Raw genomic sequence first — 20120 nt, 5'->3', positions numbered from 1 at the left:
ATGGGTGCCCGCGGCCGCCGCGGTGTGGGGCGTGTCGTACGCCGCCGTCGAGGTCACCTGGGCGGCGGCGGGCACCACCGTGCAGTGGAAGGAGCACTCCGCGTACGCGCCGGCGGTCCAGCTCCTCCTGGCCGCCCTCGCACTGCTGGCCGGCGCCGCCTGCCTGGCCGGCACCCGAACCCTCGCCAGGCCCGGCCGGGTCGTGGTGGCGACGGCGCTGGGCATCGCGCTCCCGGTGTTCGTCGTGGGAACGAACGGGCTGCCGATCTACTTCGTGACGCTGGTGACGCTCTCGGGCGTCGAGAGCGCGACCGGGCTGGCCCAGGTGCTGCTGAACACGGCCGGCGCCGCCCTCCTGCTCCTCGTCGGCCTGTCGTACCGCCGACGGCTGCGCGGGGACTGCCCGCGGTGCGGTCAGCCGCACGCCGGCGCAGCCGACGGCCCGCTCGCCCACCCGGCCGCCTCCCGGGCCCCGAGGCGGACCCGCGTCACGGTGTACCTGCTCATGTGCGGACTCCTGCCGTGGGCGGGAACCAAGACCGTCTGGACGCTGGGCGGCAACGCGCTCGGCATCGCGGGCGAGGACTGGCAGAGGATGTCGAGCGCCGACGCCTCGGGCCCGGCGAAGGCCACCGCGTCGGCGGGGATCGACGTGACCGTGCTGGCCGCGATGGTCGGGATCTTCCTGCTGCTGGGGCTGCTGTACGCGTGGGGGCAGGTGTTCCCCCGCTGGACGCTGTTCCTGGCCGGACGACGGGTGCCGCGTCTGCTGCCCCTGATTCCGGCCTGGCTGACCGGTGTCCCACTGGCGATGTACGGGGTCTTCCTCACGATCATGGCCCCGCTCATCGCCGTCGGCGTACTGCCCGCGATCAAGCCGTCCCCGCCGTTCACCTCCAGCTCGGGGGTCACCTGGTTCGTCGAGTTCGGCGGCCTGGCATTCGGCGGTCTGGGCATCGGCCTCGTCGTGGCCGCCCGCTCCTACGCCGCCCGCACCCGTCCCGTCTGTGCCAGTGCCGGGGGCGGTGCCGGCGCCTCTACCCCTGCGGTCAACCCAGGGTGAACTGCCAGTACGCGGTGTCGCGGTTCCCGCCGGGTTCCGGGTTGACCTGCACCGTGACGAAGCTCCCCGCCTTGTCGGGCTTGACCCGCACCGGCACGGTGCGCTTGCCGTCCGGGGGAATGGGAGGCATCAGGACGGCCGCGGAGCCGGCCTGGTCCAGCACGGTCACGCCCCAGCCGGGGATGTCGGGGGACAGGGGCGTCCCCCCGTGGACCACGACGGGGGCGTAGCTGCTCTTCCCGGTGTCGATGCCGGTGTCCGGGGGCGTCCCGCCCGGGCGCAGCTCCCCGTCCGTGCCGTTGTCGTAGGTGATGGTGAAGCTGTAGGCGTCGTCGGGTTCCCGGTGCGCCGGGCTCACGGTGACCGTCAGGTCGTCGTCGTAGCGGACGGTCTGACCGGGGCGGAGGGGCTCGGCCGCGCTGCCGGAAGTGCCTTCGAGGTGCCCGTACCCGGTCAGGCTCTTCTCCAACTGGCCCACTGCCACGGCTCCCAGGACGGCGAGGGCGGTGACGACGACCATCGCGATCCCGCAGCCGGTCGCCCACCGCTGCTCTGCCGTGGCCGGAGGAGTCGTGGCGGTCGAGTTCGTGTCCATGCAGGTCACGATAGGAAGCAGCCGGCACGGACTCATGGGCGGATGTACTCAACAATCGGCTGAGTACTGCTGATCGGGATCCGCACGGTCCGGGTCAACTGGCCTTCCAGGGGCCCGCCATGATCCTCCGACGGTGCGGACGGTCACCGCATGAGTACGCGTACTCACCTTCGGCTCGCATGCACCCTCCGCGCTCCGGTGCCCCGCGCCACCGCGCCGGGCAGCGGCGCCTCACGTCTCTCGCCTCACGCCGGCGACCGGTGCCCCGCGCCGCCGAGTTACCGGCGCGGGGCGGCCGTGGTCAGCGGAAGTAGTGGCCCTTGTCGAGGTCCTCGACGAGGCCCGGCCCGGACGGGCGCCAGTCGAGCAGTTCGCGGGTGAGGGCGCTGGAGGCGGGCTGGTCGACGGCCAGGATCCGGCCCAGGAAGCCGAAGTCCTCGGCGGGGACGGGGGCCGTCGGCAGGCCCAGGTGCCGGCCGATCGTCTCGGCGATCTCCCGGACCGGCACGCCCTCGTCGGCGACGGCGTGCAGTACCGAGCCGGCCAGGGCCTGTTCCAGTGCGAGCCGGTACAGGCGTGCGGCGTCCCGTACGTGCACGGCGGGCCAGCGGCTGGTCCCGTCGCCGACGTAGCCGGAGACGCCCTTCCCCCGGGCCGCCGTGACCAGTTGGGCGATGAAACCGCCGTCGCCCTCGCCGTGCACGGTCCGCGGCAGTCGCACGACGGACGGGCGGACGCCGCGGGTCGCCGAGTCGAGGGCGGCCTTGGTGTTCGCGTCCCGGCCGGCGCCGGGTGAGCCCGGGGCGGAGGTGTCGTGCTCGGTCGCGACCCGTCCGGGCACCGCGGTGGTGCCGCCGGTGACGACCAGGGGCTTGCCGGAGCCTTCCAGTGCGGCGGCCAGCGTCTCGATGGCGCGGGCGTCGGTCTGCACGGAGGCGTCGAACCGGCTGAAGTCGTGGATGAACGCGAGGTGGATGACTGCGTCGCAGTCGGTCGCCCCGGCCTTGAGGGCGTCCAGGTCGTCCAGGTCGCCGCGGAGCACCTCGGCTCCGGCGGCGGTGATGGCGGCGGCGGACGTGTCGGACCTGGCGAGCCCGAGGACCTCATGGCCTGCGCCGATGAGTTCGGGGACGACGGCCGAGCCGACCCAGCCTGACGCGCCCGTGACGAAAACCCGCATGGGTGCCTCCCGATGAGTGATGACAGGTTCTGTCATCACACTACATGTGATGACAGGGCCTGTCATCACGTAGGATCGCGGCATGGGTCGATGGGAGCCGAACGCGCGAGGCCGGCTGGCACAGGCAGCACTGGAGCTCTACGCCGAGCAGGGGTACGAGCGGACCACCGTCGGGGAGATCACCGCACGGGCCGGACTGACCGAGCGCACCTTCTACCGGCACTACGCGGACAAGCGCGAAGTGCTGTTCTTCGGCACGGAGATGGCGAAGGAGCTCCTGGCCCGGTCCGTCGCCGACGCGCCCGCCGAGGCGTCCGCGATGGATGTGGTGGGCGCGGCGGTCGAAGCCCTGGCGGCCCGGCTCCAGGAGAACTCCGAGCAGGTCAGGCTGCGGGACGCGATCGTGTCGGCCAACGCGGAACTGCGGGAACGCGAACTGATCAAGCTTGCCGGGCTCGCCGACGCGATGACCGACGCACTGCGCGAGCGAGGCACCCCCGAGCCGGCCGCGCGCCTGGCCGCCGAGACCGGGATCGCCCTGTTCAAGGTCGCCTTCGCGCGCTGGATCGACGGGCCCGACCAGTCGGCCCTGCCGGGCGTCCTCCGGGCCTCGACACAGGAACTGTGGAACGTGCTCGCGGAGCGCACACCCGCCTGAGCCGTTCCTCGGCGCGCGCCGCCACGGTGCCGCGTGGTCGGCGACGCCTCGGCCGCTCGCGATGCGGCCGGGGCCGGGGGCCGGGGGTCGTGGCCGGTGCGAGGGCTCTCGGCTCCCGGCCCCCGTTCTCAGTCCCTGCCGAAGTGCACCGAGGGGAAGGCGCCCGCTGCCCTGAGGGCCCCGGAGAATCCCTCGGCCAGTTCGGTGAGGCGTGCCGTGGCGGCCGGGCCGAGGTGGTCGTACGGGGCGGCGTCGAGGCGGTCGGTGAGTGCCTCGGTCTCCTCGCGCAGGGCCGTGCCCGCCTGCGTGAGGTCGTCCTCCTCGTCCAGCAGGCCGCGCTCGCGCAACCGGTCCCGGGCGGCGTCCCACTGCTGCGCGGACCATCCGCGGGTCCGCATGAACAGTGCCGAAGTCGGCGCCGTGCCGGTGGCGTTGTGCAGCACCAGCGCCTCGATGCCGGACAGGCCGGCGACCGCCAGGGCGGCGAGGTGGCCGTCACCCCGGTGCTCGCGCAGCAGTGTCGCGGCGTGCCACAGCGCCAGGTGCGGTTCCTCGGGTACGGGGAGGCCGGCGTTGGCGGCGTACAGCGGCCGGGCCTCCCGGCGGCAGGCTTCGGTGGCGTGCAGCGCCAGTTCGGCCGTCTCGGTCATCTCCGCGGACGTGAGGGCGTCCTTCCCGAGTAACCGCTGCAGCGTCCGGTCCGCGCCGCGCAGCCGTGCCGCGAGCACCTCCGCCGGTGTGGTCACCGTCCACGCGGCGGGGATGTACCGCTGCACGTGCTCGTGGTTGAAGTTGTAGAACGTCGCGGTGACGGTGCCCGCGTCGACGGCCCCGAGCGGTGCCGCGCGGCTCGCGAGGTAGACCATGGGGCCGCGTTCCAGCCCGAGTGCGGCGAGTTCGTCCTGCGGCTCGGGTGCGAAGTAGACCGATGCGTGCAGGGGGTTGACGGCGTTGTGGCAGCGGCGGCCCGTGCCCGCCTCGAAGGAAGTCATGCGGTGGCTCCGGTGTCGGTGGATCGGGTGTGGTGGTGCGGCCGGTGGGCGAGGCGCATCAGGCTTCGTCCGTGGGCGCGTGGTGGGGGCAGTCGGTCAGTCCGGCCGCGGTCCGGGTGAGGTGCCGGGTCAGGACGTCGGCTGCGGCGTCGGCGTCTCGGGCGAGGGCCGCCTCCTCCAGGCGGCGGTGTTCCAGGAGGCCGTCCCGGTCGGGGTTGCGGTGCGCCGACCAGCGGCGGGCCAGCTCGCTCGCGGTCCACAGCCGGTCGAAGGTCTCCAGCAGGACGAGGTTGCCGCACCCCTCCAGCAGGGTGCGGTGGAAGAGGCGGTGGGCCTCGGCCCAGGCGCTGCTGTAGTGCTTGCCCTCCTCCGGCACGTATGCCGGGGTGCGGGCCAGACGGTGGTGGGCGGCCCGTACGCGGGCTTCCCAGTCCACGTCGCCGCGTTCGACGGACATGCGCAGCATGACCGGTTCGATGGCCCGGCGGGCCTCCGTGATCTCCTGCCAGCGGCGGTCGGAGAAGGCCGGGACGGCGAAGCCGCGGTTGGGCAGCCGGTCGGCGAGGCCCTCGCCGACCACCCGCACGAGCGCCTCACGTACGACGGCCAGGCTCACGCCCTGCTCCTTGGCGAGCTCCTGGGGTTTGAGGGCGTCACCGGGGGCGTGGTCCCCGCGCATGATCGCGTCCCGCAGGTGTGCGTAGACCTGCTCGGAGAGCATCTGCTTGCCCGTCGGGGGCGAGGTGTGTGTCGTCCGGGTCGTCTGAGCCATGGCTACATGATAGATGATCAGATCAATAATCGATTATTCATGCCATGGTCGATCTCGGTGACAGGTGGCACCAGACGGTTGTTCACGGCGGCTCCCGGGGCCCCGGAGCGGGGGGCGGCGCCACCGCGCCGGTTCCCGTCATGACCTGCGCAAGAAGCCACTTGGGCAAGGAAAACGCAACTTCGACAGGACCCCGCCGGGGCGGCTACCTTCACCTCGCCGTCGGTGGCCGCCCGCGGCGCACAAGGGGTTTCTCCAGGCCGGGTCGCCCGCGACGGGCCGAGTCCGTCATGCCCCCACGAACTCTCGCTCCGTGCGGAAGCCACCGAACCGGGTCCACACCAGGCAGCCCCAACCAGGGAGAGACGCATGTCCCATCTTGCTCTGTACACGTTCGGCGTCCTGAAGTCACCCCTTGCCGATCCCGCGCCTCTCACACGCGAGTTCTACGACGTCGGCGAGGTCGTCTACCGGAAGATCGCTCAGCACCCCGGATACCTCGGGCACGCCGAAGCGACGGACGGCGCCCCGGGAGAGTTCTTCGAGGCGGACTGGGGTGCCTGGGGAGAGTTCGCCGTACCGGCCTGGTACGACAAGGGCCGCACGGCGGACACCACCGCCCTGGCCACGACGCTCTCGGTCTGGACCGACCTGCGCTCCGCCCTCGACGCCGTCTACACCGGCCTGCACCGCGAGGCGCTGAACAGGCGTTACGACTGGTTCGAGCGGTCGGGACACCCGAACTACGTCTTCTGGTGGGTCTCCGACGGCGCGATACCCACCTGGCGGGACGGGGTTTCCAGGCTGGAGCACCTCCACGACCACAGCCCCGCGCCGCACGCCTTCACCTTCCACCACCCGTTCGCCCCGGACGGAACTCCGGCCAGGGCCAAGGGCATCGGGCCGACGGGCGATCAGGACCACTGACGCGGAAGCCTGAACGACTCGTTTCGCTGTCACGGGCCCCGGCATGAATGACGGCGAACGACCGTCGGCCCCGGGAGGCCGAACCCTCCCGGGGCCGAGCGGACGGTGCACCTAAAACCGATGTCCACGCACGAGCGTCCGGAAGTCCTTCCGTTCCATCATGGCGACAGCCTCTCGCTCACTCACCCGCCCGCCCGTGCCCCACCCGCTCCATGCCGTCCCGGGGGTCGAGTTCGGGAAGGAGGCCCGGGGGAGGGCTGCAAGGCGTCGTCACTCCCTGGGCGCGGTACCCGGCTGCGAGCCGGTGTCGAGCAGGCGGCCGGTGAAGTCCGCCAGCTGGGACCGGAGTTCGTCCCGGGAGGTGTGCTTCTCGCCGGCCAGGTGCTCGACCAGGTCGGCGCGGGTGGCCGCCAGGAGGGCGTGGGCGGTGAAGTCGCTCCCGGCCGCGGCCGGGGTCCGTAGCAGCAGGTCCCGGAGCATGGCGTGCCACCGGTCGTAGTGCTCCGTCCGGTAGGGGCTGTCGGCTCCGGTGCCCTCCAGTGCCAGTGCGAGGTGGCGGTTGTCGAACTTGAAGCACAGGAGGGCGTCGAGCAGGGCCGGGACGCGCTCCAGGGGCGGGGTGGCGGGCCCCAGCGGCGGCGGGCCGTGCTCGACGGCCGCCATGAGCGGGGCCAGGCGCGTCCCGTAGAGCGCCCGGATCAGGCCCGTGCGGTCGCCGAAGGCGCGGAAGAGCGTGCCCTTTCCGACGCCGGCCTCGGCGGCGATGTCGGACATGGTGACGTCCTCGGGGCTGCGGGAGGCGGCGAAGAGCGTGTCGGCGGCCGCGAGGGCGGCCGCCCGGTTGCGGACCGCGTCCTTCCGGGGCTTCCGTTCGCCCGGAGTGCCGGGCGCACCCGCGGGTTCGGGTGCGGCGGGATCAGGTGCAGACGCAGGTGCAGGCGCGGGTTCGGGCATGGGCGGGCTACCTCCGATTGCAATACGGACCAGCGGTCCGTATCTTTCATCGAAGCGGACCGCTGGTCCGTATCGTACGGGACGGAGACACGTATGCCCGAGACACCCATGCCCGCGAACCCCTCGTCCGAGACGCGCATGCCCGAGAACCCCTCGTCCGAGACACCCATGCCCGAGAACCCCTCGCCCGCGCAGTTGTTCCGCCACGGCCTGCGGCTGCTGTTGGCCGGGGACGTCCCCGGCTGGGTCGGCCTGTGGGCCGAGGACGGCGTCATGGAGTTCCCGTTCGCCCCGCCCGGGTGGCCGCGGCGGCTGGACGGACGCGAGGCCGTCGCCGCCTACATGCGCGACTACCCCGACCACATCGAGCTGCACGACTTCCCGGAGGTGCAGATCCACCGGACGACCGACCCCGCGACCGTCGTGGTGGAGATGCGCGGGGTGGGCCGGCTCGTCCGGACCGGAGGCCCCTTCGACATGACCTACATCGCCGTCGTGACCGTCCGGGACGGGCGGTTCACCTCCTACCGCGACTACTGGAACCCCCTCGCCGTCCGGCAGCCGGGCACGGACTTCGCCGGGAGCGCCGCCTGATGACGGACGCCACCACCGCCCCGGCCACCGGCACCACCGGCGCAGACCCGGCCGTCGGGACCGTCCTGGTCACCGGCGCTACCGGCACGACCGGCAGCCGAACGGCCGCGTTGCTGCTCGCCGCCGGACACCGCGTCAGGGCGGCCAGCCGGCGGGCCGCCGAACCCTCCAGGGCGCCCGCGACCGCACCCGCCAGTGCGGAGTCGGTGCGCTTCGACTGGTACGACCCCGCCACCTTCGACGACGCCCTGGCCGGAGCGGAGCGCGTGTACCTCGTCCCGCCCGTCGGCGAGCCCGACCCGGCCGCGGTCATGCTGCCCTTCCTGCGCCGCGCCCGCACCGCCGGGGTGCGCCGCGCAGTGCTCCTCAGCTCATCGGCCGTGCCCGAGGGCGGGCCGGCCGTGGGCGTCGTCCACCGGGCCCTGCCAGGGCTGTTCGACGAGTGGGCGGTGCTGCGCCCCTCCTGGTTCATGCAGAACTTCACCGGCGAGCACGTGCACGCCCGCAGCATCCGCGAGGACGGCACGATCCTCACCGCGGCCGGGGCCGGCCGGATCGGCTTCGTCGATGCCGACGACATCGCCGCCGTCGCCGTGCACGCCCTCACCGGCGACCCCGCGCCCAACGCGGACCTGATCCTGACCGGCCCGGACGCACTCACCCACGACGACATCGCCGCGATCGCCGCGGAGGTCACCGGCTGTCCGGTGGTCCACCGCAGCCTGACGCACGAGGAACTGCGCGACCGCCTCGCCGCCCTGATGCCGGCGGAGTTCGCCGGGATGCTCGCCGACATGGACCGGGCCATTGCGGAGGGGGCCGAGGACCGGACCACCGACACCGTCCGACGCGTCACCGGCCGCTCGCCGCACGGCTTCCGGCAGGTCGCCGAACGGGAGCTGCGCCGCGGCCGATGACCCGCGCGGGCCCCTGGTGTCCCCGACCCGCCCGGAGGGATGGGCGGCCCGGGCGGCGCTCCGGTGGCGCCGGTCGTGCCTCTGCCCGCGCCTCAGCCCGAGCGCAGCGCGTCGAAGCCGAGCAGCAGGGCGTCGAGTGCGAAGGCGAACCGTTCGGCGTCGTCCGTGCCGGTCCCCTCGGTCGCGGCGCGGATCAGCAGCGGGTACCGCTCCGCATCGAGCGCGGCCAGCCAGTCGGTGCCACCGGCCTCCTCGGCTCCGACCACGATCCGGGCCTCCGCCGTCGCGTGGCCGATCACGAACACGGCAAGGGAGTTGAGCGCGTGCAGGGCGCGGCCGAGCGGGAAGCCGCCGGTCGTGAGCAGGTGCAGCAGGGCTTCGAGGTCGTCGAGGGTGGCCGGCGTGACGGCGGGCCGGGAGGTGGCCAGCGGGAGCACGGCCGGGTGCCGTAGCAGGCCCTCGCGCAGGGCGGTGGCGTACGCGTGCAGGGCCGTGCGCCAGTCGGCCGAGCCGTCCAGGGCGGGGGTCGCCGCCGTGAACACCTGCTCCACCAGGCCGTCCAGCAGGGCGTCCTTGTTGGGCACGTAGTGGTAGAGGGTCATCGCCTCCACGCCCAGCTCCTGGCCGAGCGAACGCATCGTCAGGCCCTTGAGCCCGTCCCGGTCGACCAGGCCGAGCGCCGCGTCGAGGATCTGCTGCCTGCTCAGCCCGACCCGCTCGCCCCGGCCGCGCCTGGGCGTCTGACGCTCCGCCATCTCCGCCGTCTCCGCCGTCTTCGCCGTCTCCGTCATCCGCTCCTCCGCCTCCCCGTACGGGCTTGACTTTCTTACAGCATAAGAGAACACTCGTTCCCAGCGAAACTTACTGCGTAAGAAACAAGCCGCCACAGGGGGAATCACGATGTCGACCACCACGACCATCACCAACAAGCAGGTCATCCGCGACTTCGTCGCCGCGCTCAACGACCGCTCCGGCGAGGGCTGGGTGCAGCTGCTCTCCCCGTCGGTCATCGACCACAACAAGATCATCTTCGGCGAGGAGGACGCCCCCGGCGCCGCCATCGAGGGCTTCCGCCTCCAGCTGGCCGCCTTCAGCACCGAGGCCGAGGGCGACGGCTTCCACATCGAGCAGCTCATCGCCGAGGACGACGAGGTCGTCGCCCGGCTGCGGGTGGCCGGTGTGCACACGGGCCACCACGCCCGGATGCCCGAGCCGACCAACCGCCGCTGCGACGTCGAGCAGATCTGGATCTTCACCGTCCGCGCCGGCCGGATCGTCGAGATCCGCGCCGTGAGCGACCGCCTCGGCATGTTCATCCAGCTCGGCTGGGACTGGCCGACCACGGACTGACCCGACCCCGGCGCCCGGCCTGCGAGCCCGAGGGCGCGGTGCAGCATCCGGACGTCGCGGGTGGTGATCGGGTGGTGATCGGGGGGTGATCGGCGTGCGCACCCGCGCCTCGTTCCGGGCGACGGTGCGCGCCCGGTGGAATGACGTCCCGTGTCCGGGCACATCGTCAGGCGCTCGCGGCGGAAACCAGATGGAGCCTCCCCGGCCGGTGAGGCATTCCGTTCCCAGGGAGTACGCATGCCGACGGAACAGAGCACGGCAACCATGCCCCAAGTGGCGATGACACTGGCGGCGATCGCGGCGACCGCGGCCACCCCGCGTCCGTCGGGCGAGACGCCGGCGGAGCAGCAGAGCAGGGCCTTCCAGGGCGTCGGCCGGCAGTTGGCCGAGCCTTCGCTCGCGACGGGGGGCGACTGGAGCCTTCAGTGGCTGGCGCTGAGCCCGGACAACGCGAACATGGCGTACCTGGCCGCGAGCCGTTCCGCCAACGCGTTCGCCGTGGTGCTGCGCGGCACGGTCGCCAACGTCACCGACCTGCTGGAGGACCTCGACGTGGGCACGGTGGTGCCGTTCACCGCCGTCGGCTCGCCACGCTCCCCGGTGTCCGTCTCCAAGGGTGCGATGGAGGCGTTCAACCAGGTCGTCACCATGACCGCGGCGGGCAGCACCCTGGTGGAGGCGCTCGCCGAGGCCCTCGCGGGGGCCGCGCAGACGCCCTCCGTCTACGTGATCGGCCACAGTCTGGGCGGCTGCATCGCCACCATGGTCGCGCCCTACCTGCAGGCGCAGACCTGGCAGAACGTCACCCCGCGGTTCGGTCTCTACACCTTCGCCGCCCCGACCGCCGGGGGTAGTGACTTCGCGACGTACGTCGACTCCCTGAGCTGGGTCGCCAACGAGCGCTACTACAACACCTGGGACCTGGTGCCGCAGGCCTGGACCAACCTCGACGCCGCCAAGAAGTGGTACCCGGATCCGCCCGGCCCGGCGGCGAACGACGACGTCGACGCCGTCATCACGGCGATCGCCTCCCTGCCCGGCCCCCACGGCTACGCCCAGCCGGGCAACGCCAACCCGCTGCACCCGGACTACCAGAGCGACTACGACCCGGTCATGGTCAAGAAGTCGCTCCAGGACTTCATGGGCCAGGTCGCCTACCAGCACGCCAACTCCACCTACCTGGGCCTGCTCGGTGCCCCCGACGTGCTGCCGGGCCCGGTGGTGCGGGCCATCTCCGCCAATGTCGGCGAGGGCGGCAGCGCGGTCGTCGTCGCCGGTACCGGCTTCGGCCCGGGCACGGCGGTCGACTTCGGCACGGTCCCGTGCCAGGACCCGGTCGTCAGCGGCGACGGCACCGCGGTCAGCGTCCCCGCACCTCCCGGTGTCGGCGTGGTCGACGTCCGGGTCACCAACGACCTCGGGACCTCGCCGGCCGTCCCCTTCGGCCGGTTCGCCTACGGCGGCCCCGCCCCGGTGATCGTCACCGGCCTGAGCGCGGACAGCGGCCGCAAGGGCGACTCCGTCACCATCACCGGCGTCAACTTCGGCTCCGACGCGAAGGTCTTCTTCGGTACGAACCCCTCCCCGTCCGTCCAGGTCAAGCGCACCGGCGCGCCCAGCGAGCTCGTCGCCACCGTGCCCGCCCCGACCATCGGCATCGGCAAGCCCAGCACCATCGACGTCACCGTGCTGTCGAACGGCTACTCGTCCCCGACCGGCCCGGCGGCCGAGTTCACCTACAAGGGACTGTGAGACCGGCTTCGTGATCACCCCGCCGGCGGCGGTCCGGCCGCCGGGAGGATCGCCTCTCCGCATCGGCCGGGCCGCGGCGTGTGGGGCGGGCCGGACGGCCGGCCCGCGTCGACTCAGATGAAGGTGATGACGAGCACGGTCGCCGCCAGCAGGAGGACGACCGTCAACGCCGGTGCACCGGGACGTCCGTCGGGCTCGGAGGTGATGGCGATCCAGGAGACGAGGGGGACAGCGAGCGACAGGAAGATCGCCAGCCATCCCACGACATCGGTGGGGACCCCGGCGACCATGGCTCCCCAGACCGTCGTGAACATCACGGCCAGCCAGGCCGTGGCGGTCAGCATCGCCCAGGCAGCGCGTGCGGTCCACCGCTCGACCCGGTCGGCCGCGCGGAAGTTGGTGCGGGTCGTCGTCCAGATCCGGGTCAGGTTCGTCACCGGACCATCCTGTCGAACAACACCGTCGGGCGCCACGAGCGGGCGCGGATCGCCGGAGGTGGTCGGGCGTTCGTTGCGGCGGGCACCACAGGTGTGGCGAAGCCCCGCCGGGTTCGGCGGGGCTTCGAGCCGCGTGGGGGCGGTGGGCATCGGGGTGTGGTGTGGTGTGGTGCCGTGCGTTGTGGTGCCGGGCCGGGCCGGGCTGGGCCGGGCTGGGCCGGGAGTCGGGCGGGTGGCCCGGGGACCGCTTCGGGTGTCGGTGGGGCCGACGGCGTCGGACGCCAGGCGTCGTGCGTCAGGCGCGGGCGGCGTCGATCTTGCCCTGGAGGGCGGTGAGCAGGTCCTTGAGGATGCCGACGGTGCCCTCGTCGATCAGCTCGCCCTCACCGTCGAAGCGCTCGTGCGAGCGGAAGGCGACCAGCTCGGGCTTGACCACGACGTCGCTGTCGGTCCAGACGAAGACCTGGCGCAGCGCCAGCTGGGCGCGGACCGAGCCGAAGTTGGTGGGTGCGGCGCCCATGATCGCGGTGGGCTTGCGGTGCAGCGGCAGGCCCTCGGTCTTGCTCCAGTCGGTGCTCAGCCAGTCCAGGGCGTTCTTCAGGACGCCGGGGATCGAGTAGTTGAACTCGGGGGTGGCGATCAGCAGTCCGTCCGCGTCGAGCACCTTGCGGCGCAGCTCCTCGACGACGGCCGGGCGCAGGCCGGGGTGGTCGAGGTCGTAGTCGTACGGCGGGATGTCGCGCAGGCCGTCGTAGATCTCGATCTCCATGCCGGCCGGGTTGAACTTCCGGGCGGCGCGCAGCAGCGCGGTGTTGTGGGAGTCGGCGCGCAGCGAGCCGGAGATGGCGAAGACCTTGGACGCGGTCATGGCGGTGTTCCTTTGCTGGTGGGTGCGGTGGGTGCGCAGGGGTGCGGGTGTGCGGGTGGCGGCCTGCCCGGTGCGGGTCGGCTGCGGGGCCGGCGGTCGTTCCGACGCCGAGAAATCTAAACCGTTCAGTTCAATGCGTCAACCATACGGTTCAGTCTTGACTATGAACTGAATCGTGTAGTTCAGTTCTGGCATGACGACGACTCAGCTCGCCGCGGCCCAGGCCGCCCCCGTCCGTTCGACCGCCACCGTCATCGATCCCGTGCACACCTTCGAGGGCGCAGGCTTCCCCGTCCGCCGCCCGTTCCCGGTGGCCGAGCTCCCGATGCTCGACCCGTTCCTGATGGTCGACCAGACCGGTCCGCTGCTGCTCGCCCCCGGGGAGGCCAAGGGTGCCCCCGCCCACCCGCACCGCGGTTTCGAGGCGGTCTCCTACCTCATCGAGGGCTCGATGGACTGGGCCGACTCGACCGGCCGGCGCGGCACCAGCGTCGCCGGCGAGGTCGAGTGGCTCACCGCCGGCGCCGGCGTCGTCCACTCCAACGAGCCGACCGCCGAACTGCTCGCCCACGGCGGTCGCCAGCACATGCTCCAGATCTGGGTGAACCTGCCCGCCCGGCTGAAGGACCTCCCGGCCCGCAGCCAGAACCAGGGGCCCGACACCATCCCGGTGGTGCACGCCGAGGACGGCAGCCGCGTCAAGGTGATCGCGGGCCGCAGCCACGGCGTGGCCGGGCCGTTCGAGACCCACGTGCCGGTCCTGCTCGCGCACGCCGTGCTGCCCGCCGGCGGGCAGGTCGAGTTCACCGCGCCGGTCGGCCACAACGCCGCCGTCTACGTGCTCTCCGGCGCCGTCGAACTGCCCGACGCGCCGCTGGCGGACGGTCAACTCGCGGTGCTGGCGCACGACGGCGAGCGGATCACCGTCGCCGCGCCGGACGGCCCGGCCGAGGTGCTGGTCCTGGCCGGCGAGCCGATCGGCGAGCCGGTGGCCCGCGGCGGGCCGTTCGTGATGAACACCGCGGCCGAGCTGCGGCAGGCCCAACTCGACTTCTCGAACGGAAAGTTCGGGAGGATCCCGGAATGAGCCCGGGAGAGCCGAACACGGCGGCCGGAGCGGGCACGCTCCCGGCGGAGCCGTCGGCGGGCAGCGCCGGCCGGGGCGTACGGGGGTCGCTCCGGACCGGCCTGCTGCTCGCGGCGGTCGCCGCCCCGGGGGCGGCCGGGCTCTCCGGTCCGAGTCTCGTCCTGCCCGCCATCGCGCGGGAGGCGCACGTCGGCCTCGACTCCGTCGCCTGGCTGATGAGTGCCTACGGGCTCGGCATGATGCTCGGCACCCCCCTGCTCACCGGCACTGCCGGGCGACGCGGCCCCCGGGCGCTGCTGCTCGCCTCCGCGGGGGCGCTGCTGCTCGGCGTGCTGGTCACGCTCGCCGCCGGGGCGGCCCTCGGCCCGCTGGTCGCCGGGCGCGCTCTGATGGCGGTGGGAGCGGCCGGGTTCAACGTGGCCGCCTTCCAGCTGGCCGCGCGCCAACCGGACGGACGAGCCTCCGGGGTCGTCGCGATCGGCAGCGCGGCGGGCGGTACCGCCGGGCTGTTCATCGGCGCGGCGGTGGCGGCCGGGCTGGGCTGGCGGGCCTGCCTGGTGCTGCCGGTGCTGACCCTGGCGGTGCTGCCGGCCGCCCTGCGCGGGTGCGGCGGGCCGGAGCCGGAGCCGGCGCAGCGCGCGGATGCGGGGGCGGATGCGGGTGCGGGTGCGGAGGCGGCGTGGCGCCCGTTCCTGGGCCTGGACGCCTTGGCGGTGCGGCGGTTCCGGGCCGTCGCGGCGGTGATGCTGGTCCTGGCGACCGTCAACTTCGGCCTGGTGTACGCCGCGCCTCGGCGGGCTGCCGCGCTGACCGGATGGAGCGTCGTCGGGACCGGCGCCGTCGGCTCGCTCGCCACCCTGACCGGTGCACTGCTCTCCTGGTCACTGGTGCGCGCCGCGCCCCGGCTGGGCCTGCAGCGGACCACCGGCCTGCTGCTCGGCGTCTCGTTCGCCGCACTCGCGCTCGCTGCGCTCGGCCCCTGGGCACCGCTGGTGCTGCTCGGCGCCGGGGCCAGCGCCTGCGTCAACGCCGGCGGCCAGGGAATCCTGACCGGAGTCGCCGCCGAGGCCGTGGCGCCGCAGCGGCGGCCGGAGGCCATCGGGCTGTTCAACCTGGTGTTCCTGCTCGGCGCGGCGCTCGGTCCGCAGCTGGCGGCGCTCGGCGAGCGGATCGCCGGGCTGGGCCCGTAGTCCGCCTCGCCGGTGCGCTGACCGGGCGCGCCGCCGGGGGCCGGCCGGGTGCCGGCCGGGTGCTGCCGGTTCTCCCGCACGCCGGCCGGAGCGCCGGCCGGAGCGCCGCCCGGGTCGCGTCCGGGCCGGGCACCAAGCGCCAGACGTAGGACCGAACCGTTCAGTTTCCTATACTGGCCCGTACCGTCTCCCCCGAGCAGCCCGAGGAGCGCCCCGATGGCCGCCGACACCCCCCAGCCGATCGACGAGTTCGGCATCCCGATCATCCCGAGCCCGGTCGACGCCGCCCAGCGGCGCCGGCAGGCGATCATCGACGCCGCGCTGGCCGAATTCCTCAAGGAGGGCTACTCCGCCGCCTCGATGGACGCCATCACCGCGCGGTCCGGCGTCTCGAAGGCAACCATCTACAAGCACTTCGGGAACAAGGAACGGCTCTTCCTCGCGGTGATCGGCGGCATACTGCCCACCACCTACGAAGACCTCAAGCCGTGGAACTCCACCATCGCCGAGGCCGACGACCTGCGCTCCGCGCTGATCACGCTCACCCTCGACTGGACCCGCATCCTGCTGCGCCCCGACATCATGTCGCTGCGCCGACTGGTGATCGGCGAGATCGACCGCTTCCCGCAGCTCGGCCAGCTCTGGTACCGGGTCAGCTACGACATGAACAACGGCCCGCTGGTCGAGGCCTTCGCCGAACTGGACCGCCGCGGAGTGCTCGCGGTGGAGGACCCGGCGCTGGCCGTGCAGCAGCTGGTCGCCTGCACCGTGGGCGTGCCGCAGCTGGTGCGGACGTTCAGCCCGGAAGCCGAACTGGACGAGGCCGAGATGCACCGGATGATCACCTCCGGGGTCGACCTGTTCCTGGCGCGGTACGCACGGGAGCAGTGACCACGGCGACGGCGGGCCCGGCGGTCGGAGCGCCCGTCACGGCCGGGGCGCCCGTCACGGTCGGAGCAGCGGCCGTCGGTACCGCGGCCGGACCGGCGTCCGGGCGGCGACGGCGCCGCCGCAGCCAGGCCACCAGCAGCAGCACCGCCGTCCACGCGCCGGTGCAGAGCACCTGGCTGCGGCTGCCCGGGTCGACGAGCATGAACACCAGCACCCCGGCCATCGCCGCGAGCGCCAGGCAGCCGCCCAGGTAAGGGAAGCCCCGCATCGGGGCCACCGGCTGCGGCCCGCGCTCCTGCTGCGGCTCGCACTCCTGCTGCGGCTCGCACTCCTGCTCCGGCCCGGGCCGCTCCCGCGCGTCCGTGTGCGGCTGTCGGCCGTGAAGCCGTAGGTGGGAGGCGGCGATCAGGATCCAGACCACCAGGATCGCCGCCCCGATCGAGTTCAGCAGGAACGGGAAGACGGTCCGCGGCCACACCAGGCTGAGCACCACCGACGCGAAGCCGAACGCGGCCGAGGCGAGCACGGCGCGGCCGGTGCCGGTCGGGGCAGTGGAGGCGCCGGGCGCGTCGGCCGAGCCGCCGCCGCGTTCGGCCGGCCGGCCGCCGCGGGTCAGCAGGCGCGGGGCGTCGCCGCGGGCGGCGAGGGCGTGCAGCATCCGCGAGGAGCCGTAGATGTTGGCGTTCATCGCCGACAGCAGGGCCACCAGCACGACGGCGTTCATCAGCTGCGCCGCGCCCGGCACCCCGATCCGGCCGATCGCCGCCGCGTACGGGCCGTCGGCGACCGCGGGGTCGTCCCACGGCACCACGGCGACGATCACCGCCATCGAGCCGATGTAGAACAGCGCCACCCGCCACAGCACCGTGCGCACCGCCCGGCGCACCGCGCCCACCGGGTCCTCGCACTCGGCGGCGGCGATGGTCACCGTCTCCAGCCCGCCGTACGCGAACACCGCCGCGATGGTGCCCACCGCGACCCCGTGCCAGCCGTGCGGCAGCAGGCCGCCGTGCGCGGTCAGGTTCTCCGCGGCAGGTGTCCGGCCGGTGAGCGCGGCAGCGGCGCCGAGCAGGATGAACGCGCAGATCGAGGCGACCTTCACCCCGGCGAACCAGAACTCCAGCTCGCCGAAGTGCCGCACACCCGCCAGGTTCGTCCCGGTGAACAGCGCCATGAACGCCGCCACCCACACCCAGGCCGGCACCTGCGGCAGCCATCCCGCCACGATTCGGGACGCCCCGATCGCCTCCGCGGCCACGCTCACCACCAGCAGCGCCCAGTACATCCAGCCGGCCAGCAGCCCGGCCCACGGCCCCCAGGCGCGGGTGGCGTGCGCGGCGAACGACCCGGAGCCGGGGTGGGCGGCGGACATCTCCCCGAGCATCCGCATGACCAGCACCGTGAGAACCCCGGCCACCGCGTACGACACCACGATCCCGGGCCCCGCCGCGGCGATCCCGACACCGGAGCCGACGAACAGCCCGGCTCCGATCGCACCGCCCAACGCGATCATGGCGATGTGGCGCTGTCTCAGCCCACGACTGACCGACCGGCCCTCGGACATCTCGGCTCCCCCGTTGTGATCCAACCGGGGGAGATCCTGTCCCCGACCACCCGTCATGATCAAGTCCTCGGGCCGGTCCGATCGAAGCGTGGACACCCGCCGACCGAGGTCCGGGACGGCTGTCGGGGAGTCGGACCCGGCCTTGACCCGGCCGTGCCGGCGGTCAACGCTCCGTACAACTGCTCGGCGTCCTGCGGCCGTTGGGGTCAAGCCTCGGGCCTGCCGGCGTGGATGGCCCTGAGTGTGTCGCAGACCTGGGCGGTGACGGTGAGCAGAGCAACGGTGGCGATCAGGTAGTGGTCGTGCGGGGTCCTGGAGCCGATCGCCGTCACGTCGACTTCGAAGGGAAGCTGTCCCACATCCTCGCCGAGAACCGACCCCGACCGGCCGCCGGGATCCCGTCCGTGGGTCGAGACGGTGGTCGCGGGCCCGCAGGAACGGTGACCATGGAGGGGTGGACGGACACCCGACCGAGGTGCCGGACGTCCTGGACGTGGGACCGACTCCGCGGACGGCGCTCGCCTGGTTGCCGCCGGCGGCCCTGTGGCAGGCCGTCCAGCGGATCCGGGAGGAGCACGATCCGCAGATCCGCCGCTGGCCGCCGCACGTCAACGTGCTGTTCGGTTTCGTCCCGGAGGCGGACTTCGGGCCCGCGCTCCCGCTACTGGGCGCCGCCGCGGCCGAGCACGACCCGTTCACCGCGCACCTGCACGGAGTGCGTCATTTCCGCCACCGCCACGACGCCACGGTCTGGCTCGACCCGGCGGGCGACGGCCCCGGCCCGTGGCAGGCGCTCCACGGCTCGCTGGTGGAGCGCTTCCCCCGCTGCCGGGGACGGGCGGGCGACTTCACACCCCACCTGTCCCTGGGACGGACCCGGGACCCTCGCCGGCTCGCGCCCCGACTGGCCGCCCTCCTGGGCACCACCTCGGCACGGGTCGGCGAACTCACCCTCCTCTCCCGCCGGGGCGACGGCCCGATGCGGGCCCGGTTCACGGTCGAGCTGGGCACGGGCGAAGTCCGGCCGCTGCCGGAGCTGCCGGAGCTGCCGGAGCTGCCGCAGCTGTGACAGCTTCCACGGCTTCCACGGCTTCCGGACCTCGGGCCCGCGTGACCGCATCGTGGGACGCCGGGCGGGCGGGATTCACCAGGCGAGGGGGCGGCCGTGCCGGAAGAAGCCGCCGGTGGGGCCGTTGTCCGGGAGGGTGGCGGCCCAGAGGACACTGGCGGCGCCGGTGGCGACGGGAGCGCCGCCCGCGCCGCCCATGTCGGTGGCGACCCAGCCGGGGCAGACCGCGTTGACCAGGACGCCGTCGGTGCGGAGCTCTCCGGCGAGGGTGCGGGTGAGGGCGTTGAGGGCCGCCTTGGAGACGCTGTACGACGGGGTCCCGCCGCCCATCGAGGTGAGCGAGCCGCTCTCGCTGGAGACGTTGACGATCCGCGGGTGGGCGGATCGGCGGAGCAGCGGAACGAACGCCTGGGCCATCTGCCACGCGCCGTACAGGTTGGTCTCCATGGTGCGGCGGACCTCGTCGAGGTCGACGGAGACGGCGCGGCGCCCGGTGTCGTAGTTGGTCGCGGCGTTGTTGATCAGGACGTCGAGGCGGCCGAACTCGGCCTCGACGGAGCGGGCGAGTTCGCGGACGCCGGCTGCGTCGGTGACGTCGAGGGTGCGGGGCAGGACGGTGCCGCGCCCGCCGGGGCTGCGGGAGAGGTCGGCGGCGGCGCCCTCGGCGGCCTTCGGGTCGCGGGCGCAGAGCAGCACGGTGTGCCCGAGTTCGGCGAGTTGGCGTGCGGTTTCGCGGCCGATGCCGCGGTTGGCGCCGGTGACGAGGGAGATCGGTGCGGGAATGCCGGTGGTGTCCATGGCCGGTCCCTTCCCCGCCGGAGGCGGATCATCCCGCCCACGGTCCTCGCCGCTGCTCAAGGCGGAGCCCGACGCGCGGACGACTTCCTGAACTCTGCGACGGGACAACGGAATCGGTGAGAGCGCCGCGGTAGGGCGGGCCGTCGTCCCCGGCGCTACTCGGCGGCGAGACCGAGCGCGGCCCGGACGGCCGCTGCCTGCGCCCGCGCCCCGTGGCTGCGCGCCTCCGTGACGTACTGCCGGACGCTGGTGCCGCCGGAGGCGGTCCGCAGCGCCGCCAGTGCCGGGAGCATCCGGGCGAGTTCGGCCTTCAGGTCCGCTGCCGGTGCGGGACCGCTCTGCTGCGGACGGCCGTCGTCCGGCTGGTCGCCGGCGCTCGGCATCGGCTGATCTCCCCCCGGTTCGCCGCGCAGCGGCCCGTGATCTTCGACGGCTGCGTGCACAGAGCCGACCGCCCGCGCA

At 73.4% G+C, this 20120-nt stretch carries 23 protein-coding genes; 11 read left to right on the top strand and 12 right to left on the bottom strand.

Features of this window, described 5'->3' with window-relative positions:
- Positions 1 to 4 precede the first annotated feature (4 nt).
- Entirely contained in the window at positions 5 to 1063 is a 1059-nt protein-coding gene (locus ACIGG8_RS03350; protein ID WP_396545318.1) for a hypothetical protein, read from the top strand.
- Here ACIGG8_RS03350 and ACIGG8_RS03345 read toward each other — a convergent pair.
- Positions 1050 to 1658 (bottom strand): hypothetical protein, encoded by a 609-nt coding sequence (locus ACIGG8_RS03345; RefSeq protein ID WP_396545316.1) that lies wholly within the window; start codon positions 1656 to 1658, stop codon positions 1050 to 1052. The genes ACIGG8_RS03350 and ACIGG8_RS03345 overlap by 14 nt on opposite strands.
- 301 nt (positions 1659 to 1959) lie before the next feature.
- Positions 1960 to 2838 (bottom strand): SDR family oxidoreductase, encoded by an 879-nt coding sequence (locus tag ACIGG8_RS03340; protein WP_396545314.1) that lies wholly within the window; start codon positions 2836 to 2838, stop codon positions 1960 to 1962.
- Between the two features lie 82 nt (positions 2839 to 2920).
- On the opposite strand from ACIGG8_RS03340, the gene ACIGG8_RS03335 reads away from it, so the two are divergent.
- Positions 2921 to 3496, top strand: a complete 576-nt coding sequence (locus ACIGG8_RS03335; protein ID WP_396545312.1) for a TetR/AcrR family transcriptional regulator — start codon at positions 2921 to 2923, stop codon at positions 3494 to 3496.
- Positions 3497 to 3624: 128 nt separating this feature from the next.
- Here the strand turns inward: ACIGG8_RS03335 and ACIGG8_RS03330 are convergent, their stop codons facing one another.
- The gene (locus tag ACIGG8_RS03330) at positions 3625 to 4488 is read right to left on the bottom strand and encodes a hypothetical protein (RefSeq protein ID WP_396545310.1); all 864 of its coding nucleotides are present in this window, start codon (positions 4486 to 4488) and stop codon (positions 3625 to 3627) included.
- Positions 4489 to 4546: 58 nt separating this feature from the next.
- Positions 4547 to 5260, bottom strand: a complete 714-nt coding sequence (locus ACIGG8_RS03325) for a GntR family transcriptional regulator (protein ID WP_396545308.1) — start codon at positions 5258 to 5260, stop codon at positions 4547 to 4549.
- A gap of 369 nt (positions 5261 to 5629) precedes the next feature.
- Here ACIGG8_RS03325 and ACIGG8_RS03320 point away from each other — a divergent pair, with 369 nt between their 5' ends.
- Entirely contained in the window at positions 5630 to 6187 is a 558-nt protein-coding gene (locus ACIGG8_RS03320; RefSeq protein ID WP_396545306.1) for a DUF3291 domain-containing protein, read from the top strand.
- 270 nt (positions 6188 to 6457) lie between these two features.
- Here the strand turns inward: ACIGG8_RS03320 and ACIGG8_RS03315 are convergent, their stop codons facing one another.
- The gene (locus ACIGG8_RS03315) at positions 6458 to 7141 is read right to left on the bottom strand and encodes a TetR/AcrR family transcriptional regulator (protein WP_396545304.1); all 684 of its coding nucleotides are present in this window, start codon (positions 7139 to 7141) and stop codon (positions 6458 to 6460) included.
- 168 nt (positions 7142 to 7309) lie between these two features.
- Between ACIGG8_RS03315 and ACIGG8_RS03310 the strand changes: the two genes are divergently transcribed.
- Together ACIGG8_RS03310 and ACIGG8_RS03305 are read left to right on the top strand one after the other, a co-directional pair.
- Entirely contained in the window at positions 7310 to 7735 is a 426-nt protein-coding gene (locus ACIGG8_RS03310; protein WP_396545741.1) for a nuclear transport factor 2 family protein, read from the top strand.
- A complete protein-coding gene (locus ACIGG8_RS03305; RefSeq protein ID WP_396545302.1) occupies positions 7735 to 8652 on the top strand; it encodes an NAD(P)H-binding protein in 918 nt (305 codons plus the stop codon). Before ACIGG8_RS03310 ends, ACIGG8_RS03305 begins: the two co-directional genes overlap by 1 nt.
- Positions 8653 to 8744: 92 nt before the next feature.
- Here the strand turns inward: ACIGG8_RS03305 and ACIGG8_RS03300 are convergent, their stop codons facing one another.
- Positions 8745 to 9443, bottom strand: a complete 699-nt coding sequence (locus ACIGG8_RS03300; protein WP_396545300.1) for a TetR/AcrR family transcriptional regulator C-terminal domain-containing protein — start codon at positions 9441 to 9443, stop codon at positions 8745 to 8747.
- A 109-nt stretch (positions 9444 to 9552) separates the two neighbouring features.
- On the opposite strand from ACIGG8_RS03300, the gene ACIGG8_RS03295 reads away from it, so the two are divergent.
- Positions 9553 to 10002, top strand: a complete 450-nt coding sequence (locus ACIGG8_RS03295) for an ester cyclase (protein WP_396545295.1) — start codon at positions 9553 to 9555, stop codon at positions 10000 to 10002.
- A 279-nt stretch (positions 10003 to 10281) separates the two neighbouring features.
- Entirely contained in the window at positions 10282 to 11754 is a 1473-nt protein-coding gene (locus ACIGG8_RS03290; RefSeq protein ID WP_396545739.1) for an IPT/TIG domain-containing protein, read from the top strand.
- 113 nt (positions 11755 to 11867) lie between these two features.
- Here ACIGG8_RS03290 and ACIGG8_RS03285 read toward each other — a convergent pair whose 3' ends face one another.
- Positions 11868 to 12341 carry a hypothetical protein gene (locus ACIGG8_RS03285; RefSeq protein WP_396545293.1) on the bottom strand — a complete coding sequence of 158 codons (474 nt, stop codon included), beginning with the start codon at positions 12339 to 12341 and terminating at the stop codon, positions 11868 to 11870.
- Between the two features lie 145 nt (positions 12342 to 12486).
- The gene (locus ACIGG8_RS03280; RefSeq protein WP_396545292.1) at positions 12487 to 13059 is read right to left on the bottom strand and encodes an NADPH-dependent FMN reductase; all 573 of its coding nucleotides are present in this window, start codon (positions 13057 to 13059) and stop codon (positions 12487 to 12489) included.
- A gap of 193 nt (positions 13060 to 13252) precedes the next feature.
- On the opposite strand from ACIGG8_RS03280, the gene ACIGG8_RS03275 reads away from it, so the two are divergent.
- The 3 genes from ACIGG8_RS03275 to ACIGG8_RS03265 all read left to right on the top strand — a co-directional run bounded on the left by ACIGG8_RS03275 (position 13253) and on the right by ACIGG8_RS03265 (position 16227).
- Complete coding sequence (locus ACIGG8_RS03275) at positions 13253 to 14146, top strand: pirin family protein (protein WP_396545290.1); 894 nt, start codon at positions 13253 to 13255, stop codon at positions 14144 to 14146.
- Entirely contained in the window at positions 14143 to 15336 is a 1194-nt protein-coding gene (locus ACIGG8_RS03270) for an MFS transporter (protein ID WP_396545288.1), read from the top strand. Before ACIGG8_RS03275 ends, ACIGG8_RS03270 begins: the two co-directional genes overlap by 4 nt.
- A gap of 216 nt (positions 15337 to 15552) precedes the next feature.
- Complete coding sequence (locus ACIGG8_RS03265) at positions 15553 to 16227, top strand: TetR/AcrR family transcriptional regulator (protein WP_396545286.1); 675 nt, start codon at positions 15553 to 15555, stop codon at positions 16225 to 16227.
- Here the strand turns inward: ACIGG8_RS03265 and ACIGG8_RS03260 are convergent.
- A complete protein-coding gene (locus ACIGG8_RS03260; protein ID WP_396545284.1) occupies positions 16178 to 17791 on the bottom strand; it encodes an amino acid permease in 1614 nt (537 codons plus the stop codon). The two genes, ACIGG8_RS03265 and ACIGG8_RS03260, sit on opposite strands and share 50 nt — an antisense overlap.
- A gap of 206 nt (positions 17792 to 17997) precedes the next feature.
- Positions 17998 to 18150 carry a hypothetical protein gene (locus tag ACIGG8_RS03255; RefSeq protein ID WP_396545282.1) on the bottom strand — a complete coding sequence of 51 codons (153 nt, stop codon included), beginning with the start codon at positions 18148 to 18150 and terminating at the stop codon, positions 17998 to 18000.
- Positions 18151 to 18245: 95 nt separating this feature from the next.
- On the opposite strand from ACIGG8_RS03255, the gene ACIGG8_RS03250 reads away from it, so the two are divergent.
- A complete protein-coding gene (locus ACIGG8_RS03250; protein WP_396545280.1) occupies positions 18246 to 18860 on the top strand; it encodes a 2'-5' RNA ligase family protein in 615 nt (204 codons plus the stop codon).
- Positions 18861 to 18935: 75 nt separating this feature from the next.
- On the opposite strand, the gene ACIGG8_RS03245 is transcribed toward ACIGG8_RS03250, so the two are convergent.
- Together ACIGG8_RS03245 and ACIGG8_RS03240 are read right to left on the bottom strand one after the other, a co-directional pair.
- Positions 18936 to 19658, bottom strand: a complete 723-nt coding sequence (locus ACIGG8_RS03245) for an SDR family oxidoreductase (protein ID WP_396545278.1) — start codon at positions 19656 to 19658, stop codon at positions 18936 to 18938.
- A gap of 155 nt (positions 19659 to 19813) precedes the next feature.
- On the bottom strand, positions 19814 to 20041 hold the full coding sequence (locus ACIGG8_RS03240; protein ID WP_396545276.1) for a hypothetical protein: 228 nt from the start codon (positions 20039 to 20041) through the stop codon (positions 19814 to 19816).
- Positions 20042 to 20120: the final 79 nt, after the last annotated feature.

The organism is Kitasatospora sp. NPDC085464 (assembly GCF_044541955.1).
GTDB lineage: Bacteria > Actinomycetota > Actinomycetes > Streptomycetales > Streptomycetaceae > Kitasatospora.
The sequence above is the reverse complement of the archived record's forward strand: the minus strand, read 5'-3'. Positions and strand labels throughout refer to the sequence as shown.

What these genes read in the sequence shown, in the direction of transcription:
- ACIGG8_RS03345 (WP_396545316.1), bottom strand. Translation starts at nt 1,658, where the DNA reads ATGGACACGAACTCGACCGCCACGACTCCTCCGGCCACGGCAGAGCAG.
- ACIGG8_RS03340 (WP_396545314.1), bottom strand. Translation starts at nt 2,838, where the DNA reads ATGCGGGTTTTCGTCACGGGCGCGTCAGGCTGGGTCGGCTCGGCCGTC.
- ACIGG8_RS03335 (WP_396545312.1), top strand. Translation starts at nt 2,921, where the DNA reads ATGGGTCGATGGGAGCCGAACGCGCGAGGCCGGCTGGCACAGGCAGCA.
- ACIGG8_RS03330 (WP_396545310.1), bottom strand. Translation starts at nt 4,488, where the DNA reads ATGACTTCCTTCGAGGCGGGCACGGGCCGCCGCTGCCACAACGCCGTC.
- ACIGG8_RS03325 (WP_396545308.1), bottom strand. Translation starts at nt 5,260, where the DNA reads ATGGCTCAGACGACCCGGACGACACACACCTCGCCCCCGACGGGCAAG.
- ACIGG8_RS03320 (WP_396545306.1), top strand. Translation starts at nt 5,630, where the DNA reads ATGTCCCATCTTGCTCTGTACACGTTCGGCGTCCTGAAGTCACCCCTT.
- ACIGG8_RS03315 (WP_396545304.1), bottom strand. Translation starts at nt 7,141, where the DNA reads ATGCCCGAACCCGCGCCTGCACCTGCGTCTGCACCTGATCCCGCCGCA.
- ACIGG8_RS03310 (WP_396545741.1), top strand. Translation starts at nt 7,310, where the DNA reads ATGCCCGAGAACCCCTCGCCCGCGCAGTTGTTCCGCCACGGCCTGCGG.
- ACIGG8_RS03305 (WP_396545302.1), top strand. Translation starts at nt 7,735, where the DNA reads ATGACGGACGCCACCACCGCCCCGGCCACCGGCACCACCGGCGCAGAC.
- ACIGG8_RS03300 (WP_396545300.1), bottom strand. Translation starts at nt 9,443, where the DNA reads ATGACGGAGACGGCGAAGACGGCGGAGACGGCGGAGATGGCGGAGCGT.
- ACIGG8_RS03295 (WP_396545295.1), top strand. Translation starts at nt 9,553, where the DNA reads ATGTCGACCACCACGACCATCACCAACAAGCAGGTCATCCGCGACTTC.
- ACIGG8_RS03290 (WP_396545739.1), top strand. Translation starts at nt 10,282, where the DNA reads ATGACACTGGCGGCGATCGCGGCGACCGCGGCCACCCCGCGTCCGTCG.
- ACIGG8_RS03285 (WP_396545293.1), bottom strand. Translation starts at nt 12,341, where the DNA reads ATGCCCACCGCCCCCACGCGGCTCGAAGCCCCGCCGAACCCGGCGGGG.
- ACIGG8_RS03280 (WP_396545292.1), bottom strand. Translation starts at nt 13,059, where the DNA reads ATGACCGCGTCCAAGGTCTTCGCCATCTCCGGCTCGCTGCGCGCCGAC.
- ACIGG8_RS03275 (WP_396545290.1), top strand. Translation starts at nt 13,253, where the DNA reads ATGACGACGACTCAGCTCGCCGCGGCCCAGGCCGCCCCCGTCCGTTCG.
- ACIGG8_RS03270 (WP_396545288.1), top strand. Translation starts at nt 14,143, where the DNA reads ATGAGCCCGGGAGAGCCGAACACGGCGGCCGGAGCGGGCACGCTCCCG.
- ACIGG8_RS03265 (WP_396545286.1), top strand. Translation starts at nt 15,553, where the DNA reads ATGGCCGCCGACACCCCCCAGCCGATCGACGAGTTCGGCATCCCGATC.
- ACIGG8_RS03260 (WP_396545284.1), bottom strand. Translation starts at nt 17,791, where the DNA reads ATGTCCGAGGGCCGGTCGGTCAGTCGTGGGCTGAGACAGCGCCACATC.
- ACIGG8_RS03245 (WP_396545278.1), bottom strand. Translation starts at nt 19,658, where the DNA reads ATGGACACCACCGGCATTCCCGCACCGATCTCCCTCGTCACCGGCGCC.
- ACIGG8_RS03240 (WP_396545276.1), bottom strand. Translation starts at nt 20,041, where the DNA reads ATGCCGAGCGCCGGCGACCAGCCGGACGACGGCCGTCCGCAGCAGAGC.